This is a genomic window from Plantibacter flavus, from assembly GCF_900177615.1.
Taxonomy (GTDB): Bacteria; Actinomycetota; Actinomycetes; order Actinomycetales; family Microbacteriaceae; genus Plantibacter; species Plantibacter flavus.
In genome coordinates, this window is the sequence record NZ_FXAP01000001.1 from 773,054 (window position 1) to 788,444 (window position 15,391).

Sequence of the window (15,391 nt, forward strand, 5' to 3'; positions counted from 1 at the left end):
TAGGGGCGGAGCCCGACGGACGACCACGTCCCTGGCGAATAGACTGGAGCGACCGCCACCGCTACACGTACGGGAGACGCATGTCGGAAATCACTACCGAGCAGGTCGCGCATCTCGCGAACCTCGCTCGAATCGCCCTGAGCCAGGACGAGATCGCCCACCTCACGACGGAGCTCGACTCCATCGTGGACAACATCCAGAAGGTGCAGCAGGTGGCCACGCCTGACGTCCCGGCGACGAGCCACCCGATCCCGCTCGAGAACGTGTACCGCGACGACGTCGTCGGCAACACGCTCACGCGGGAGCAGGCGCTGCAGAACGCGCCGGAATCGGCCGACGGTCGTTTCAAGGTCTCGGCGATCCTGGGGGAGGAGCAGTGAGCGGGTTGATCGGTCTCACGGCAGCCGAGCTGTCGAGCAAGCTCCGCACTCGCGAGGTCTCCAGCGTCGAAGCCACCCAGGCGCACCTCGACCGCATCGCGCAGGTCGACGGCGACGTCCACGCCTTCCTCCACGTGTCGGACCACGCACTCGACGTCGCCGCCGACATCGACGCACGCCGTGCCGCGGGCGAAGACCTCGGCGAGCTGGCGGGCGTCCCGCTCGCCATCAAGGACGTGCTGGTCACGACGGACATGCCGTCCACCTCGGGGAGCAAGATCCTCGAGGGATACCTGTCGCCGTTCGACGCGACCGTCGTCGCCCGGTCGCGTGCCGCCGGTCTCGTGCCGCTCGGCAAGACGAACATGGACGAGTTCGCCATGGGATCGAGCACGGAGCACTCCGCGTACGGCCCGACCCACAACCCGTGGGACCTCGACCGCATCCCCGGTGGTTCCGGCGGTGGATCCGCCGCCGCGGTCGCCGCGTTCGAGGCGCCCATCGCCCTCGGCAGCGACACCGGTGGGTCCATCCGCCAGCCGGCGCACGTGACCGGCACGGTCGGCGTGAAGCCCACCTACGGCGCGGTCAGCCGCTACGGGGCGATCGCGCTCGCCTCCTCGCTCGACCAGGTCGGGCCGGTCAGTCGAACGGTCCTCGACTCGGGCCTCCTCCACGACGTCATCGCCGGGCACGACGCCCTCGACTCCACCTCGCTCCGCGACGCCTGGCCGTCGATGGCCGCTGCGGCCCGCGAGGGCGCGCGTGGCGACGTGTTGCGCGGCCTCCGGGTCGGCGTCGTCACGGAGCTCAACGGTGAGGGCTTCCAGGCCGGCGTGAAGAGCCGCTTCCAGGAGGCGCTCGCGGTGCTCGAGGCGAACGGTGCAGAGATCGTCGAGGTTTCCGCTCCGAACTTCGAGTACGCCGTCGCCGCGTACTACCTCATCCTCCCCGCCGAAGCGTCGAGCAACCTCGCGAAGTTCGACTCGGTGCGCTTCGGCATGCGGGTCACGCCCGAGGGCGGCGGCACGGTCGAGCAGGTCATGTCCGCAACGCGCGAGGCCGGTTTCGGTCCCGAGGTGAAGCGACGGATCATCCTCGGCACGTACGCGCTCAGCGCGGGCTACTACGACGCCTACTACGGCAGCGCCCAGAAGGTCCGGACGCTCATCCAGCGCGACTTCGCAGCGGCGTTCGACCAGGTCGACGTCCTCGTGAGCCCGAGCGCCCCGACGACGGCGTTCAAGCTGGGCGAGCGTATCGACGACCCGCTGGCGATGTACCTGAACGACGTCACCACCATCCCGGCGAACCTCGCCGGCGTGCCCGGCATCAGCGTGCCGATCGGTCTCGCCCCGGAAGACGGCCTGCCCGTCGGCATCCAGTTCATGGCGCCAGCACGGGAGGACGCCAGGCTCTACCGGGTCGGCGCCGCTCTCGAGGCGCTCCTCGAATCGACGTGGGGGCACACCCTCATCTCGCAGGCACCCGCTCTCGGAGGTCGGTAACCCATGGCCAAGGACAAGCTCCTCTCCTACGAAGAAGCCCTCGAACTGTACGAGCCGGTGCTCGGCTTCGAGGTGCACGTCGAGCTGAACACCAAGACGAAGATGTTCTCCTCGGCGCCGAACGGCTTCGGCGACGCTCCGAACACGAACATCTCGCCGGTCTGCCTCGGTCTGCCCGGGTCGCTCCCGGTCGTGAACGAGCAGGCGGTGCGGTACTCGATCAGCCTCGGGCTCGCCCTCGGCTGCTCGATCGCACCCTCGAGCCGCTTTGCGCGGAAGAACTACTTCTACCCCGACCTCGCGAAGAACTACCAGATCTCGCAGTTCGACGAGCCGATCGCGTTCGAGGGCTCGGTCGACGTCGAGCTGGCGGACGGCACCATCGTGACGGTGCCGATCGAGCGCGCGCACATGGAGGAGGACGCCGGCAAGCTGACGCACATCGGCGGTTCCACCGGCCGTATCCAGGGTGCCGAGTACTCGCTCGTCGACTACAACCGCGCGGGTGTGCCGCTCGTCGAGATCGTCACGAAGCCGATCTACGGCACCGAGCACCGGGCGCCCGAGATCGCGAAGGCCTACGTCTCCGCGATCCGCGACATCGTCGTGGCGCTCGGCATCTCCGACGCGAAGATGGAACGCGGCAACCTCCGTTGCGACGCCAACATCTCGCTGCGCCCACGCGGCCAGGAGAAGCTCGGCACGCGCACCGAGACGAAGAACGTCAACTCCCTGCGTTCCGTCGAGCGCGCCGTCCGCTACGAGATCCAGCGGCAGGCCGCGATCCTCAAGGACGGCGGATCCATCGTCCAGGAGACGCGGCACTGGCACGAGGACACCGGTGCGACGTCGGCCGGCCGGCCGAAGAGCGACGCCGACGACTACCGGTACTTCCCGGAGCCCGATCTGCTCCCGGTCGTGCCGTCGCCCGAACTCATCGAGGAACTCCGAGCGGCCCTGCCCGAGCAGCCGGCCGTCCGTCGTCGTCGGCTGAAGAGCGAATGGGGCTTCACCGACCTGGAGTTCCAGGACGTCGTGAACGGTGGTCTGCTGAACGAGATCACGGCCACCGTCGAGGCCGGTGCCGCTCCGGCCGCCGCACGGAAGTGGTGGACGGGCGAGATCTCACGGATCGCGAACCAGCGCGACGTCGAGGCGACGAGCCTCGTGTCGCCCGAGCACGTCGCGGCACTCGCTGCGCTCGTCGAGGCCGGAACGCTCAACGACAAGCTCGCGCGCCAGGTGCTCGAGGGCGTCATCGACGGGGAGGGCACTCCTCAGGAGGTCATCGACGCTCGCGGTCTCGCGCTCGTGTCCGACGACGGTCCGCTGATCGCCGCCATCGACGAGGCACTGGCCGCTCAGCCGGACGTCCTCGCCAAGATCCGCGACGGCAAGGTCCAGGCCGCCGGCGCGGTCATCGGCGCCGTGATGAAGGCGATGCGCGGACAGGCCGATGCGGCGCGTGTGCGCGAACTCGTCCTGGAGCGCGCCTCGCAGTAGCGGTCACTGCTGCACCCTCGGGCCCGAGCCGCCGTCGACGACGGCGGCTCGGGCCCGATGTCGTCGGCCAGGGGAAGCCCTGGTGCCGACTGCTGGCCCGGCATACACTTCCGCCATGCTGGTCGAAGGCACCATGCGGTGGCAGGTCACGGAAGACGCTCCGATGGCCCTCATGCTGGCGCTCGCGTTCCGTGACATGGCAGGGCTCGGGAAGCGATGCGTTGCGCAGCTTCCCGCGGTCACGCCGGGGCTGGAGCGGGTCGACGTCGTCGGCCTCGACCTCGACGCGCTCGCGGTCCAGTTCGACGGCTGGTGGACCGGGATCGCCCGTCGCGACACGCGCCTCTTCATGGCCGAGGTCCGTCCACCGCACTTCGAGGTGTTCGATCGAGCCCTCGACCTGCAGGAACTCGCCTACCGGGCCTATGACGACGCGCACCGGTGGGCGTCGGCTCGCATCCGGGAGTACGAGCGCGCGCTCGCAGGCCGGTCGCCGAGCCGCCTCACCGACGTCTACGAACTCATCCGCGAGCGCCAGTTCGAGTTGCGCCGACAGTCCAGCTCGTTCCGGTTGGACCTCGAAGTGCTTCCGATCTGCCGACCGGGGGCGTGGGTGGTCGCTCCCGACACGATCGTGGTCAGCGAGTCGCTCCGGGACGACCGGGAGGCCTTCCGCGAGTGGCTACGGCCGCTGGTCCACGGCCTGGTCTGATCCGCTCGAGACGCGCTCGACCGGCCGACGGGTCGGGTTCAGGAGCACGACCGCGATGATCGAGCCGGCAGCACCTGCAGCCGCCATCGCGGCGGTGAGCGGGTGGGAGATCTCCGCGAAGGGCATGATGAAGGCGCTCGCGAGCGCGATCCACACGGCGACGTGTGCCGGCTTGCGCTCCGGGTCGAGGCGCAGCTTGCGAGGGTGCTCGACGCGGCCGAGGAGTGTGCCGACGCCCGCGAGCAGGACCGCGACGACGAGCAGTACGACCGGCCGGGTCCACCACCATGCCGCGCTCAGCGGTTCCGCGAAGGGGATGCCGAGGGCGAGCTGGAGACCGGCGACGGCGATGATCAGGGGGAGATGCCAGAGGTACACCGTCATCAGCCGGGACCCGATGAGGAAGACGACGGCTCGCGCGGCGCGGGTCCGCATGATCGCCGTGAGCAGCGGGTGCACCAGGGCGAGCAGGGCGAGCTGCCCGACTCCGAGGACGACGAGGGGGAGGGTCGGTGGGTTGAGGTTGCCGAGCATGCTGGTCGAGTACGGCAGCCAGGTCGTGATCGGCACGAGCGCGCCGTAGGAGACCAGCACCACGGCCACGAGGACGAGGCGCGGAACGGAGCGGAGACGTCCGTCGGCCAGGAAGAACCCGAACTGCTGCAGCAGTGGCCAGACGAACACCAGGTTGACGAGACCGATGCCGAGGAGGCCGGTCGAGTAACGGACGACGTCGACGAGGATCACGCCGGCCAGCAGTGCCGCACAGGTCAGGAAGGGGTGGCGGTCGTGGCAGGTGGCGAGGAACGGAGCGACCGCCTGGCAGAGCAGGTAGGCGGCCAGGAACCAGAGCGGGGACCCGACGCCTGCGGCGACGGCCTCGATGATGGCGGGGTCGACACCGAGCGCCCCGGCGAGCCACAGCCCCGCGGCGAGGAAGAGCAGGACCGGGATCGTCGGCAGGGCGAGTCGGAACACCCGGGACCGGAGGAAGTCGCTGGTCCCGCCACCACGTCGGACGGTGCTGCGCCAGCCGGTGATCGTCGCGAAGCCGCCCACGATGAAGAACAGCGGGATGATGTGGCCGAACCAGGTACCCGTGTCGAACCAGGGTTGCTGCTCCAATGCTCGGGAGATGCCGATCGTGCCGTCCGGCTCGACCGCCACCGCGACCATCAGGAGGTGGACGATGACGACCGTCACGACGCACGCGACGCGCACGAGGTCGAGGGCGAGGTCCCGCCCGGAGAGGTCTGGGACCGCCGGGGCCGACCCGGTCCGCGTTCGCGTGCTCATCGCCGGACAGCCTAGCGTCGCCGAGCCCTCCCGCCCTGGCCCCTGTGGAGAGCGTGTCGGAGGCGACTGCGACAATGGAGTCATGAGTCGGCAGGATGGAGCGTCTCGTCGCGTCTCGGCGCACGATGCCGACGACAGCGGTACCCCCATCCTCCACGTCGACATGGACGCGTTCTTCGTCTCGGTCGAGCTGCTGGAACGGCCCGAGCTGCGCGGTCTGCCGATCATCGTGGGAAACAAGGAGGGGCGGTCGGTCGTCACCTCCGCCAGTTACGAGGCACGCCGGTACGGCGTGCGCGCGGCGATGCCGGTGTCCCAGGCGATGCGCCTCTGTCCGAGCGCCGTCGTCTTGCCGCCCCATCACGGCCGGTACCGCGAGTACTCCGACCGGGTGATGGAGGTGTTCGAGTCGGTCACGCCGCTCGTCGAGCCTCTGAGCATCGACGAGGCGTTCCTCGACGTGTCGGGCGCGGTCCGGTTGCTCGGGAGCCCGCGGACGATCGCCGCGCTCGTGAAGCAACGGGTCCTCGACGCGACCGGCCTGCCGTGCTCGGTCGGCCTGGCGTCGACGAAGTACGTCGCGAAGCTCGCCTCCGGCCTGTCGAAGCCCGACGGCCTCCTGGTCGTGCCAGCCGACGAGACCCTGGCGTTCCTCCATCCGTTGCCGGTCGGTGCGCTGTGGGGCGTCGGTGGTCGGACGGAGGAGCAGCTGACGAACCGGGGCATCCGGACCATCGGTCAGCTCGCCTCCACCCCGCTGTCGATGCTCCAGCGCGCGGTCGGTGAGGCCTCCGGTCGCCGACTCCTCGAGCTCGCGAACGGGATCGATCCGCGCGGGATCGAGTTGGCACGACGCGAGAAGAGCGTCAGCCATGAGGTGACCTTCCCGACGGACGTGTCCGACCCGACCATCCTCAAGCGCGAGCTGCTGAACCTCGCCGGTCTCGTCGCGATCCGACTCCGGAAGGGCGGCTACGCCGGACGGACGATCAGCATCCGCGTCCGCTATGCGGACTTCAGCGTCGTCACCCGGTCGCGCACCATCGGCGAGGCCACGAACGTCGGGCGTCGGGTCTACGACGAGGCGGCGTCGCTGTTCGACGACCTCGATCGCGGCGGACGCCTCGTGCGCCTCGTCGGGGTGAAGGTGGACCAGCTCGTCCCCGCCGATGAGGCCGGTGCCGGGCTCTGGGACCCGGACGAGGAGTGGCGTGAAGCCGAGCAGACGATCGACCGGGTCGCGAGCCGGTTCGGCGATCTCGCGATCGCCCCCGCCTCCCTCCTCGGCAAGCCGAGGCGTCGCGGACTCGGCAGTCGCGGAGACTCGCAGGGTGCTGGGAGCACGGATCAACCCCTTGGACCGGTGGATACCGAGCGGTAGCCTCGCGGTATGACGAATCTCGTGGAGAAGCTGGCAGAACAGGCGAAGGGGCTCGGCGTGTCCGCAGCCTACGGGGAGCAGCAGGACATCGACGGCACGAAGCTCGTGCCCGTCGCGCTGACGTACTACGGCTTCGGCGGCGGCTCCGAGGGCGACGGCGACGACGCCCCGAGCGGCGGTGGCGGCGGTGGCGTCTCGATCCCGGTCGGTGCCTACATCAAGACCGACGAGGGTCTCCGTTTCGACCCGAACCTCATCTCGCTCATCGCCGTCGCGATCCCGTTCATCTGGGTGAGCGGCAAGGCTCTGGCCGGCCTCATCAAGGCCCTCAAGAAGTAGCCCTCTCCGTCGAACCCCTGTCGTGCGACTGCGCACGGCAGGGGTTAGAATCGTGCCACCACGGGAGTCCGGTGAACCGGGCTGAGAGGAAGGTATTCGCCTTCGACCGTCGAACCTGATCTGGATCATGCCAGCGCAGGGAGACCATTTCTCGCTATCCCGTGCTCTTTTCCGTCTACAGGAAGGGCACGTATCGTGTCAGCATCGACCAAGATCTCACCCTCTGAACGCGCTGCGTCGCGGACCTTGCGCTGGAGGGTCGTCGACATCGTCGTGGTCGCCGTGCTCGGCGTCGCGACCGGCCTCATCTTCTGGGCGTGGAACACGCTCGGATCACTCTGGTATGCGGGTGCCAGCGCCGTCACGCCCGGTTTCGGTGGGATCGCCGTCGGGATCTGGCTCCTCGGCGGGGTGCTCGGCGGACTCATCATCCGGAAGCCCGGCGCAGCACTCCTCGTCGAGACCATCGGTGCGATCGTCTCCGCCCTCATCGGCAACGCATGGGGCGTCACGACGGTGTACTCCGGCCTCGCTCAGGGCCTCGGTGCTGAGCTGGTGTTCGCGGCGTTCGCGTACAAGCGCTTCGGCCTTGTTCCGGCCATCCTCGCCGGAGCCGGAGCCGGAGCCGGAGCATGGCTCCTCGAGCTCGTGATGTCGGGCAACCTCGAGAAGGGTGTCGAGTTCAACGCGATCTACCTCGGTTCGCTGCTCGTCTCGGGCGCGATCCTCGCCGGTGTCGTCGGCTGGGCCCTCGTCAGGGCACTCGCGTCGACCGGAGCGCTCAGCCGGTTCGCGTCGGGGCGGGACGCTCGGCGCGAGGTCTGATCGTGCCAGGAGCGGCTGCGACCGGTCCGGCGCGCGTCGTCGCGCGGGACTGGGGGTGGCGTCATGCCGGTCGGAAGGCCTGGGCGGTGCGCGACCTCGACCTCGAGATCGAACCGGGCGAACGGGTCCTCCTCCTGGGGGCGTCCGGTGCCGGCAAGTCGACGCTGATCCACGCACTGGCCGGCGTCCTCGGCGGTGCGGACGAGGGGGAGTCCCACGGCTCGCTCCTCGTGGACGGCGTTCCGCCTGAACGAGCGAGGGGTCGCATCGGGCTCGTGCTGCAGGATCCCGACTCGCAGGTGATCCTGTCCAGGGTCGGCGACGACGTCGCCTTCGGCTGCGAGAACCTCGGCGTCGAGCGCGAGGAGATCTGGCGCCGCGTGGACGCCTCGCTGGAGGCCGTCGGACTGGACCTGCCGCTGGACCACTCGACCTCGGCGCTGTCCGGCGGTCAGAAACAGCGGCTGGCCCTCGCCGGCGTACTCGCCATGCACCCCTCGCTCCTCCTGCTCGACGAACCGACCGCGAACCTCGACCCGGCCGGGGTGGCCGAGGTGCGGGACGCCGTCGCTCGGCTGGTCGATGACGGTTCGTCCACCCTGGTCGTCATCGAACACCGCGTCGACGTCTGGCGCGAGCTGATGACCAGGGTCGTCGTGCTGGACGCCGATGGCGGTGTGCTCGCAGACGGGCCACCCGACCTCGTCCTCGACGACGTCGGGCAGCGCCTGGCCGACGCAGGCGTCTGGGTGCCCGGCATCCCGCTGGGGTTGGCCCCTCGTCCGGTGTCCGGCCCGTCAGCGGCGGTCCTCACGACGGACGACCTGGCGATCGGTCGGACGCGGACCCAGCCGGTGCAGGAGCACCTGGGTCTCGCGGTGCCCGAGGGTGCGGCGACGGTCGTCGTCGGCCCCAACGGCGCGGGGAAGTCCACGCTCGCGCTCACGCTGGCGGGACTGCTGCCGGAGATCACGGGGACGGTGACCGCCGCTCCGCAGCTCGCCGGCAGGCTGGGGTCCCGGCCGATCCGCTGGAAGTCCACCGAGTTGCTCACGCGCATCGGGACGGTCTTCCAGGATCCCGAGCACCAGTTCGTCTCGTCGACCGTGCGGAACGAGCTCGGTGTCGGCCTGCAGGCCCTCCGCTGGTCCCGGACCGCCATCGACGAGCGGGTCTCCGAGATCCTCGAGGCGCTCGGTCTCGGTCGTCTTGCCGAGGCGAACCCGTTCAGCCTCTCGGGCGGTCAGAAGCGCCGGTTGTCGGTGGCCACCGTCCTCGCCACCCGACCGGCGGTCATGGTCCTCGACGAACCGACGTTCGGGCAGGATCGACGCACGTGGTTGTCACTCGTCCGCCTGCTGCAGCATGAGCTCGAGCGCGGCGCGACGATCGTCTCCGTCACACATGACGCGGGGGTCGTCGAGCATCTGGGCGACCATCGCATCCTCCTCGAACCGCTGGAACCCGGGAGGCGGGCCGCATGACGAGCCTCACGGCAGCGGACCGCTCGACGGTGTTGCACCATCGACCACCACTCGACCGCGTGAATCCGGTGACGAAGGTGCTGGCCGTCCTCATCCTGTCCGTTCCGTTGTTGCTGACGATCGACTGGGTGAGTGCGAGCACGGCGGTGCTGCTCGAAGTGATGCTGTTCCCGCTCTCCGGCCTGCGGTTCACCGCGTTGCTGAAGCGGGCCCTGCCGGTGCTCGTCTTCGCGCCCATCGGCGGGATCAGCATGCTGTTGTACGCGAAGCCGGGAGGGACGGAGTACCTGTCGCTCGGGTTCGTCCGCGTGACGGACAACTCGATCGAACTGGCGGTCGCTGTGACGATCCGCGTGTTGGCGCTCGGTCTCCCGACGATCTTGCTCTTCGCACGGGTGGATCCGACCGATCTGGCCGACGGCTTGTCCCAGATCGCGAAGCTGCCGTCGCGGTTCGTGCTCGGGATCCTCGCCGGAGCGCGGATGCTCGGACTCTTCATCGACGACTGGCGCAGTCTCGCGCTCGCCCGTCGTGCCCGTGGGCTGGGGGACCGGGGAGTGGTCCGGCGGTTCGCTTCGATGGCGTTCGTCCTGCTGGTGTTCGCCATCCGCCGCGGGAGCAAACTCGCGACGGCGATGGAGGCGCGGGGGTTCGGAGCGCCGATCGAACGCACCTGGGCCAGACCGTCCCGCCTGGGCCGGGCCGACCTCCTTGCCGTGCTGGTGACGATCGTGATCATGGCCCTCGCGCTGTGCACAGCGGTCCTCGCCGGCACGTTCCGGGTCGTGGGTCAATGAGCGCGGTTCCGCCGGTCCTGCTCATCGACGGTCGGTCGGGCACGGGGAAGACGACGCTCGCCTCCTCGGTGGCGTCCGCGTTGACGGCCAGCACGGTCGTCCACATGGACGACCTGTATCCGGGGTGGGAGGGGCTCGACGAGGGTGCTCGACTCCTCGTCGAGTGGATCCTCACACCGTTCTCCGAGCGGCGCGCGGGGGAGTGGCGGCGCTGGGACTGGGAACGGTCCGCCCGTGCGGAGGCGCACCTCGTGCCGAGCGACCGTCCACTCATCGTCGAGGGTTGCGGGTCGTCGTCGCGGTCGTCGCGAACACTCGCCGACGCGGTGCTGTGGCTCGACGCGCCGGTGGTGCAGCGCACCGACCGCCTCATCGGGCGCGGTGACGGCGTCGACTGGCTCGCGGGCTGGACCCTCCAGGAGGACGCGTTCATCGAGCGGGAGCGGCCCGACCTGGACGCCGGTCTCCGCATCGAGGCGACGCGTGCGGCAGCCCAGGTCTCCGCGCTCGTCCTCGGCGCCCTCCGGCGCGACCACGCCGAACGCTGGAGCGCCTGGCTCCGTCCCTGAGACCCAAGGTTCGGGTTCCCGGTCCCTGAGCTTGTCGAAGGGTCAGGTCTCGGGTCCCGGTCCCTGAGCCTGTCGAAGGGGTCAGGACTGGGGTTCCGGTCCCTGAGCTTGTCGAAGGGTCAGGTCTCGGGTTCCGGTCCCTGAGCTTGTCGAAGGGTCAGGTCTCGGGTTCCGGTCCCTGAGCTTGTCGAAGGGTCAGGACTGGGGTTCCGGTCCCTGAGCTTGTCGAAGGGTCAGGTCTCGGGTTCCGGTCCCTGAGCTTGTCGAAGGGTGGTGTGCCCCCGGCAGGATTCGAACCTGCGACCAAGAGATGAGAAGGGTCCGCGATGTCGTGTGAGGTGCCCCCGGCAGGATTCGAACCTGCGACCAAGAGATTAGAAGGCTCCTGCTCTATCCCCTGAGCTACGGAGGCGGGCGTCGTCCAGGATACCGCAGCGGTGTCTCAGACGCCGACGCCGAGGAGGCCGAGGACACCGAAGACGAGCGACAGGGCTGCGAGGACGAGGGCGACGCTGATGAGGATGACGTGCACGCGGAGGAACGTCGTCGCACGTCCCTGATCGTCGCGGGCACGCGGGTCGGCGACGATCCGCTTGAGGAAGCGGGGCCACACGACGACGTTGTAGACACCGTTGACGAGCAGGAGGACGGAGATGGCGATGATCACCGCTCGAGTCTACGGAACCGGCGGAGTCGGTCGTGCTGAGTAGACTCGACCCATGAGCACAGCTGGGGACCGTCTGGTCTGGATCGACTGCGAGATGACCGGACTCGAGCTGGAGGTCGACGAACTCGTCGAGATCGCCGTCGTGATCACCGACTTCGAACTGAACATCCTCGACCCGGGTTACTCCGTCGTGATCAAGCCCGACCAGTCGGCCCTCGACAACATGGGTGAGTTCGTGACGAACATGCACCGCACGTCGGGGCTGCTCGACGAGATCCCGAACGGCGTGAGCGTCGCGGACGCCGAGTTCCAGGTCATCGAGTACATCCAGCGCTTCGTCCCCGACGAGTCGAAGGCGCCGCTGGCGGGGAACACCATCGGGACCGATCGAGGATTCCTCGCGCGGTACATGCCGCGGCTCGACGCCCACCTGCACTACCGCAACGTCGACGTCTCCTCCATCAAGGAGCTCGCCCGTCGGTGGTACCCGCGGGTGTACTTCAACGCCCCGTCGAAGCATGGCGGACACCGCGCGCTGGCGGACATCCTCGAGTCGATCCGTGAGCTCGCGTACTACCGCGGAGCGTTGTTCGTCGACCTCCCCGGCCCGTCCTCCGACGACGCGAAGCAGGTTTCGGAAGCGGTCGTGTCACGGTACGCCCCAAACATGTAATAGACTCGTCCAGTCGCTTGTGACGCGGTCTCCGCGGAGCAGGTCGCATGGTGGGTATAGCTCAGTTGGCAGAGCGCCTGGTTGTGGTCCAGGAGGTCGCGGGTTCAAGCCCCGTTACTCACCCCATGTCGTACAGAAGCCGGAGGATCCCTCCGGCTTCTGTCGTATCCGGGGAGCGGGCATGTTGGAGCTGGACACCGAGGCGTTCGAAGCCCTCGTGGTGGACGAACTCGACCGCTTGCCCGACGAGATGGTCGACGGTCTCGACAACCTCATCTTCGTCGTCGAGGACCGCCCTGAGAACGGCACGCTCGACACCCTCGGGCTGTACGACGGCGTCGCCCTGACGGAGCGCGACCGCTACGGCTTCGGCGAGATGCCCGACCGGATCATCGTCTACCGCGAGCCGCATCTCGCGGCGTGCGAGACCCTCGACGAGCTCGCCGACGAGATCCACACCACCCTGGTCCACGAGATCGCGCACTTCTACGGCATCGACGACGAGCGGCTGCACGAGCTCGGCTGGGCCTGAGACCCGCCTCGCTCACTGAGCCGTGTTTCCGGTGTGTTGCAAGTGCCTCGGAGTTCCGGGTGCGCCTCCGGTGAGCGAGTAGCCTGGGGACATGCGCGAGATCCAGGCCCGCATCATTGCGGAACTCCATGTCAGCCCCACGATCGACCCGGCGGCCGAGGTCCGTTCCCGGATCGACTTCCTGAAGTCGTACCTGCGGGCGACCCACACGAAGGGGTTCGTGCTCGGGATCAGCGGAGGGCAGGACTCCTCGCTCGCCGGGCGCCTGTGCCAGCTCGCGGCGGAAGAGGTCCGAGCCGAGGGTGGCGAGGCCCGGTTCGTCGCCGTCCGTCTGCCGTACGCCGTGCAGCACGACGAGGACGACGCCCAGTTGGCGCTGTCGTTCATCCGCCCGGACGACTCCGTCGTGTTCAACATCCAACGTGCGGTCGACGGGTTCGAAGCCGAGTACGCGGATGCGACCGGCGAACCCCTCAGTGACTTCGTCAAGGGGAACGCGAAGGCCCGGGCACGCATGGTCGCGCAGTACGCGATCGCCGGTCAGCAGGGGCTCCTGGTGGTCGGGACGGACCACGCGGCCGAGGCGGTCACCGGCTTCTTCACGAAGTTCGGCGATGGTGGGGCCGACGTGCTCCCGCTCAGTGGCCTGACGAAGCGTCAGGGGCGTGCGCTCCTGGAGTCGCTTGACGCTCCGGAACGCCTCTACCTCAAGGCCCCGACCGCCGATCTCCTCGACGGCACCCCCGGCCAGACCGACGAGGAGAACCTCGGACTCAGCTACCAGCAGATCGACGACTTCCTCGAGGGGAGCGAGATCGATCCGGTGGCCGCCGAAGCGATCGAAGCCCGGTACGCGGCGACGGAGCACAAGCGGCAGGTCCCGGTCAGCAAGTTCGACACCTGGTGGCGCTGACAACGCACCCCTGACCGACAGACGGCGGCCCGATCGGATGATCGGGCCGCCGTCTGTCGGTCTCGGTGGTCAGCTGACGCTGGACTGCTTGCGTTCGGCTTCCAGGGCCGCGACGTCGTCGATGATGCGCTGCGTCGTGCTGGTGTTGATCGTGCCACCCGTGGAGCGGGTGATGTCACCGGGCCGTGAAGCCGGCGCGGTGGACGCGGGCTTCACCTCGGCGTACTGCTCGTGGTGCTGCTTGGCGACCCAGGACTCCTGCTCCGCGACGAGCGCCTGTTCCGATCCGGTGGACTCGGCGCGCCAGCGACGGAGGTCGCCGTCGAAGTCCTTCCGGGCCCGTGCCGGCTTCTTCGACCACTCGACGAGGCGGTCGCGGAAGTCCTCGACCACCGGGTCCAATTCGTAACCGAACGTCGCGGAGTTGCGCTTCATCTCGTGGAGCTGGTGGTTCGCCCAGTCCGCGGCGACGGCCGCACCCTTGATCGGGCTGAGCCGCACGAGCGTGTCGGCCTGGGCGACGGCCCGATCGCTGAGCACCTGCTCCTGCGGGGTGAGCGAGTTCCAGACGCTTGCCTCGGTGGCGGCGTCGACGAGCGCCAGGATCGCGACGTTCTTCTGCTCTCGATCGCGCTGGTCCACGATGGCTCGCAGCGCGCGACGGCTTGCTCCGGCGGCGACGAGGGAGGACACCACGACGGCCACGATGAAGAGGGCCGCAGCGAACAGCATGGGGCGGACCTCAGCTGAGGTCACCCACTCTACGAAGTCATTCCACCACTGCATGGGCCGCAGACTACCCCTCGTTCGGGCGTGAACACGGGCGACGCACCGGGTTCGACGGGAACGGCGGGAGGGTCGTCGCTCAGTTGCGGAACGCGTCGATGGCGACCGCGAGATCGCTGAAGCTGCCCAGTGGGGCATACCCGAGGACCGCTGGTCGGAACCGGTTGGCCCGGTACTCCGGAACGCCGTCCGCTCCGACGGCCTCGATGTTGCCGAGCACGCGGCCGTCGGGGGTCGTGACGCGCCAGTAGCCGGGACGGATGCTCAGGGCGTTGGGCATGGGACTCCTCGTGCACTGGTGGGGCGATGCCGGTCTGGGACCGGCGGCTGGTACTCGTCAGCGTATGCGGGGCCACCGACATCGGCCGCGGTCGGAGCGGCGCGAGGGTCCTCCACAGCGAGGCGTGCGGCTGTGGACATCGACGGGGGCCGTCTGCCCCGACACGGGGTCCGCGGGATCGGTGAGGCTGGCAGTGCGTCCGGGGCGGCCATCGGCACGGACCCGCCCCGGATGCTTTCGCGATCCACCGCCAGGATCGCCGGACCGACAGGAGAGGACCCCATGAACGACCAGATCACCGTCTGCGGACACGTCGCGACAGACCCCAAGCACCATCGCACGACGTCGGGGCTGGACATCACCAGTTTCCGGCTGGCGTCGCAGCAACGTCGGTACGACCAGAAGCAGGGTTCCTGGGTAGCGCAGGAGACGAACTGGTACACGGTGAGCGCCTTCCGTGGATTGGCGACCGCCTCGGCCACATCGCTCGTCAAAGGACAGCGCGTCATCGTGCTCGGTCGGTTGCGGATCCGCGACTGGGAGCAGGGTGAGCGACGAGGGACGTCGGTCGACATCGAAGCCGATCACATCGGGCCCGACATCGGCTGGCAGCCGAGGGGGTCCGGCGAGTCACCGGTCGGCGCGGGGGCGGACCCGGCGCCAGCCGCATCCGAGTCGACCGGTTCCGGAACCGGGGAGTGGGCGTCAGCGCCGCCGCAGGACACGCCGTTCTGACCCGCCGCGTA

At 69.1% G+C, this 15,391-nt stretch carries 18 protein-coding genes, 2 tRNA genes and 1 riboswitch; of the genes, 15 read left to right on the top strand and 5 right to left on the bottom strand.

The window, feature by feature from the left end; all coding sequences use genetic code 11:
* Nucleotides 1-80: 80 nt before the first annotated feature.
* The 4 genes from gatC to B9Y95_RS03680 all read left to right on the top strand — a co-directional run bounded on the left by gatC (nt 81) and on the right by B9Y95_RS03680 (nt 4,103).
* The gene (gene gatC, locus B9Y95_RS03665; protein WP_064295120.1) at nt 81-380 is read left to right on the top strand and encodes an Asp-tRNA(Asn)/Glu-tRNA(Gln) amidotransferase subunit GatC; all 300 of its coding nucleotides are present in this window, start codon (nt 81-83) and stop codon (nt 378-380) included.
* Nucleotides 377-1,888 (top strand): Asp-tRNA(Asn)/Glu-tRNA(Gln) amidotransferase subunit GatA, encoded by a 1,512-nt coding sequence (gene gatA / locus B9Y95_RS03670; RefSeq protein WP_085510651.1) that lies wholly within the window; start codon nt 377-379, stop codon nt 1,886-1,888. Before gatC ends, gatA begins: the two co-directional genes overlap by 4 nt.
* A 3-nt stretch (nt 1,889-1,891) precedes the next feature.
* On the top strand, nt 1,892-3,391 hold the full coding sequence (gene gatB / locus B9Y95_RS03675) for an Asp-tRNA(Asn)/Glu-tRNA(Gln) amidotransferase subunit GatB (RefSeq protein ID WP_079705682.1): 1,500 nt from the start codon (nt 1,892-1,894) through the stop codon (nt 3,389-3,391).
* 115 nt (nt 3,392-3,506) lie between these two features.
* Nucleotides 3,507-4,103 (top strand): hypothetical protein, encoded by a 597-nt coding sequence (locus B9Y95_RS03680; RefSeq protein WP_085510652.1) that lies wholly within the window; start codon nt 3,507-3,509, stop codon nt 4,101-4,103.
* Here B9Y95_RS03680 and B9Y95_RS03685 read toward each other — a convergent pair.
* Entirely contained in the window at nt 4,074-5,399 is a 1,326-nt protein-coding gene (locus B9Y95_RS03685; RefSeq protein ID WP_085510653.1) for an acyltransferase family protein, read from the bottom strand. The genes B9Y95_RS03680 and B9Y95_RS03685 overlap by 30 nt on opposite strands.
* 82 nt (nt 5,400-5,481) lie before the next feature.
* Between B9Y95_RS03685 and dinB the strand changes: the two genes are divergently transcribed.
* From dinB to B9Y95_RS03715, 6 genes are all read left to right on the top strand, one after another.
* Nucleotides 5,482-6,780: a DNA polymerase IV gene (gene dinB, locus B9Y95_RS03690; RefSeq protein ID WP_085510654.1), complete on the top strand. Its 1,299-nt coding sequence runs from the start codon at nt 5,482-5,484 to the stop codon at nt 6,778-6,780.
* A gap of 9 nt (nt 6,781-6,789) precedes the next feature.
* Entirely contained in the window at nt 6,790-7,119 is a 330-nt protein-coding gene (locus B9Y95_RS03695; protein WP_085510655.1) for a hypothetical protein, read from the top strand.
* Between the two features lie 50 nt (nt 7,120-7,169).
* Nucleotides 7,170-7,278, top strand: a riboswitch (TPP riboswitch).
* A gap of 36 nt (nt 7,279-7,314) precedes the next feature.
* The gene (locus B9Y95_RS20965) at nt 7,315-7,944 is read left to right on the top strand and encodes an ECF transporter S component (RefSeq protein WP_085511048.1); all 630 of its coding nucleotides are present in this window, start codon (nt 7,315-7,317) and stop codon (nt 7,942-7,944) included.
* 2 nt (nt 7,945-7,946) lie between these two features.
* Nucleotides 7,947-9,428, top strand: a complete 1,482-nt coding sequence (locus tag B9Y95_RS03705; protein ID WP_327083081.1) for an ABC transporter ATP-binding protein — start codon at nt 7,947-7,949, stop codon at nt 9,426-9,428.
* A complete protein-coding gene (locus B9Y95_RS03710) occupies nt 9,425-10,225 on the top strand; it encodes an energy-coupling factor transporter transmembrane component T family protein (RefSeq protein WP_085510656.1) in 801 nt (266 codons plus the stop codon). Before B9Y95_RS03705 ends, B9Y95_RS03710 begins: the two co-directional genes overlap by 4 nt.
* On the top strand, nt 10,222-10,794 hold the full coding sequence (locus B9Y95_RS03715; RefSeq protein WP_085510657.1) for a nucleoside/nucleotide kinase family protein: 573 nt from the start codon (nt 10,222-10,224) through the stop codon (nt 10,792-10,794). The genes B9Y95_RS03710 and B9Y95_RS03715 overlap by 4 nt, the downstream gene beginning before the upstream one ends.
* A 339-nt stretch (nt 10,795-11,133) precedes the next feature.
* Here B9Y95_RS03715 and B9Y95_RS03720 read toward each other — a convergent pair.
* Nucleotides 11,134-11,206: transfer RNA gene (locus B9Y95_RS03720), tRNA-Arg, on the bottom strand.
* A gap of 30 nt (nt 11,207-11,236) precedes the next feature.
* Nucleotides 11,237-11,461 carry an SCO4848 family membrane protein gene (locus B9Y95_RS03725; protein WP_085510658.1) on the bottom strand — a complete coding sequence of 75 codons (225 nt, stop codon included), beginning with the start codon at nt 11,459-11,461 and terminating at the stop codon, nt 11,237-11,239.
* Between the two features lie 52 nt (nt 11,462-11,513).
* On the opposite strand from B9Y95_RS03725, the gene orn reads away from it, so the two are divergent.
* From orn to nadE, 4 genes are all read left to right on the top strand, one after another.
* Nucleotides 11,514-12,134, top strand: coding sequence for an oligoribonuclease (gene orn, locus B9Y95_RS03730; RefSeq protein ID WP_085510659.1), 621 nt, complete (start codon nt 11,514-11,516; stop codon nt 12,132-12,134).
* Nucleotides 12,135-12,184: 50 nt separating this feature from the next.
* Nucleotides 12,185-12,260 (top strand) — tRNA-His (locus B9Y95_RS03735).
* A gap of 55 nt (nt 12,261-12,315) precedes the next feature.
* Nucleotides 12,316-12,666, top strand: coding sequence for a metallopeptidase family protein (locus tag B9Y95_RS03740; RefSeq protein WP_085510660.1), 351 nt, complete (start codon nt 12,316-12,318; stop codon nt 12,664-12,666).
* 91 nt (nt 12,667-12,757) lie between these two features.
* Nucleotides 12,758-13,579: an ammonia-dependent NAD(+) synthetase gene (gene nadE, locus B9Y95_RS03745; protein ID WP_085510661.1), complete on the top strand. Its 822-nt coding sequence runs from the start codon at nt 12,758-12,760 to the stop codon at nt 13,577-13,579.
* A gap of 69 nt (nt 13,580-13,648) precedes the next feature.
* Here the strand turns inward: nadE and B9Y95_RS03750 are convergent, their stop codons facing one another.
* Together B9Y95_RS03750 and B9Y95_RS03755 are read right to left on the bottom strand one after the other, a co-directional pair.
* Complete coding sequence (locus B9Y95_RS03750; protein ID WP_085510662.1) at nt 13,649-14,365, bottom strand: hypothetical protein; 717 nt, start codon at nt 14,363-14,365, stop codon at nt 13,649-13,651.
* 79 nt (nt 14,366-14,444) lie between these two features.
* Nucleotides 14,445-14,645, bottom strand: coding sequence for a hypothetical protein (locus tag B9Y95_RS03755; protein ID WP_064295136.1), 201 nt, complete (start codon nt 14,643-14,645; stop codon nt 14,445-14,447).
* Nucleotides 14,646-14,927: 282 nt separating this feature from the next.
* Between B9Y95_RS03755 and B9Y95_RS03760 the strand changes: the two genes are divergently transcribed.
* A complete protein-coding gene (locus tag B9Y95_RS03760; RefSeq protein ID WP_085510663.1) occupies nt 14,928-15,380 on the top strand; it encodes a single-stranded DNA-binding protein in 453 nt (150 codons plus the stop codon).
* The last annotated feature ends 11 nt before the right edge of the window (nt 15,381-15,391 follow it).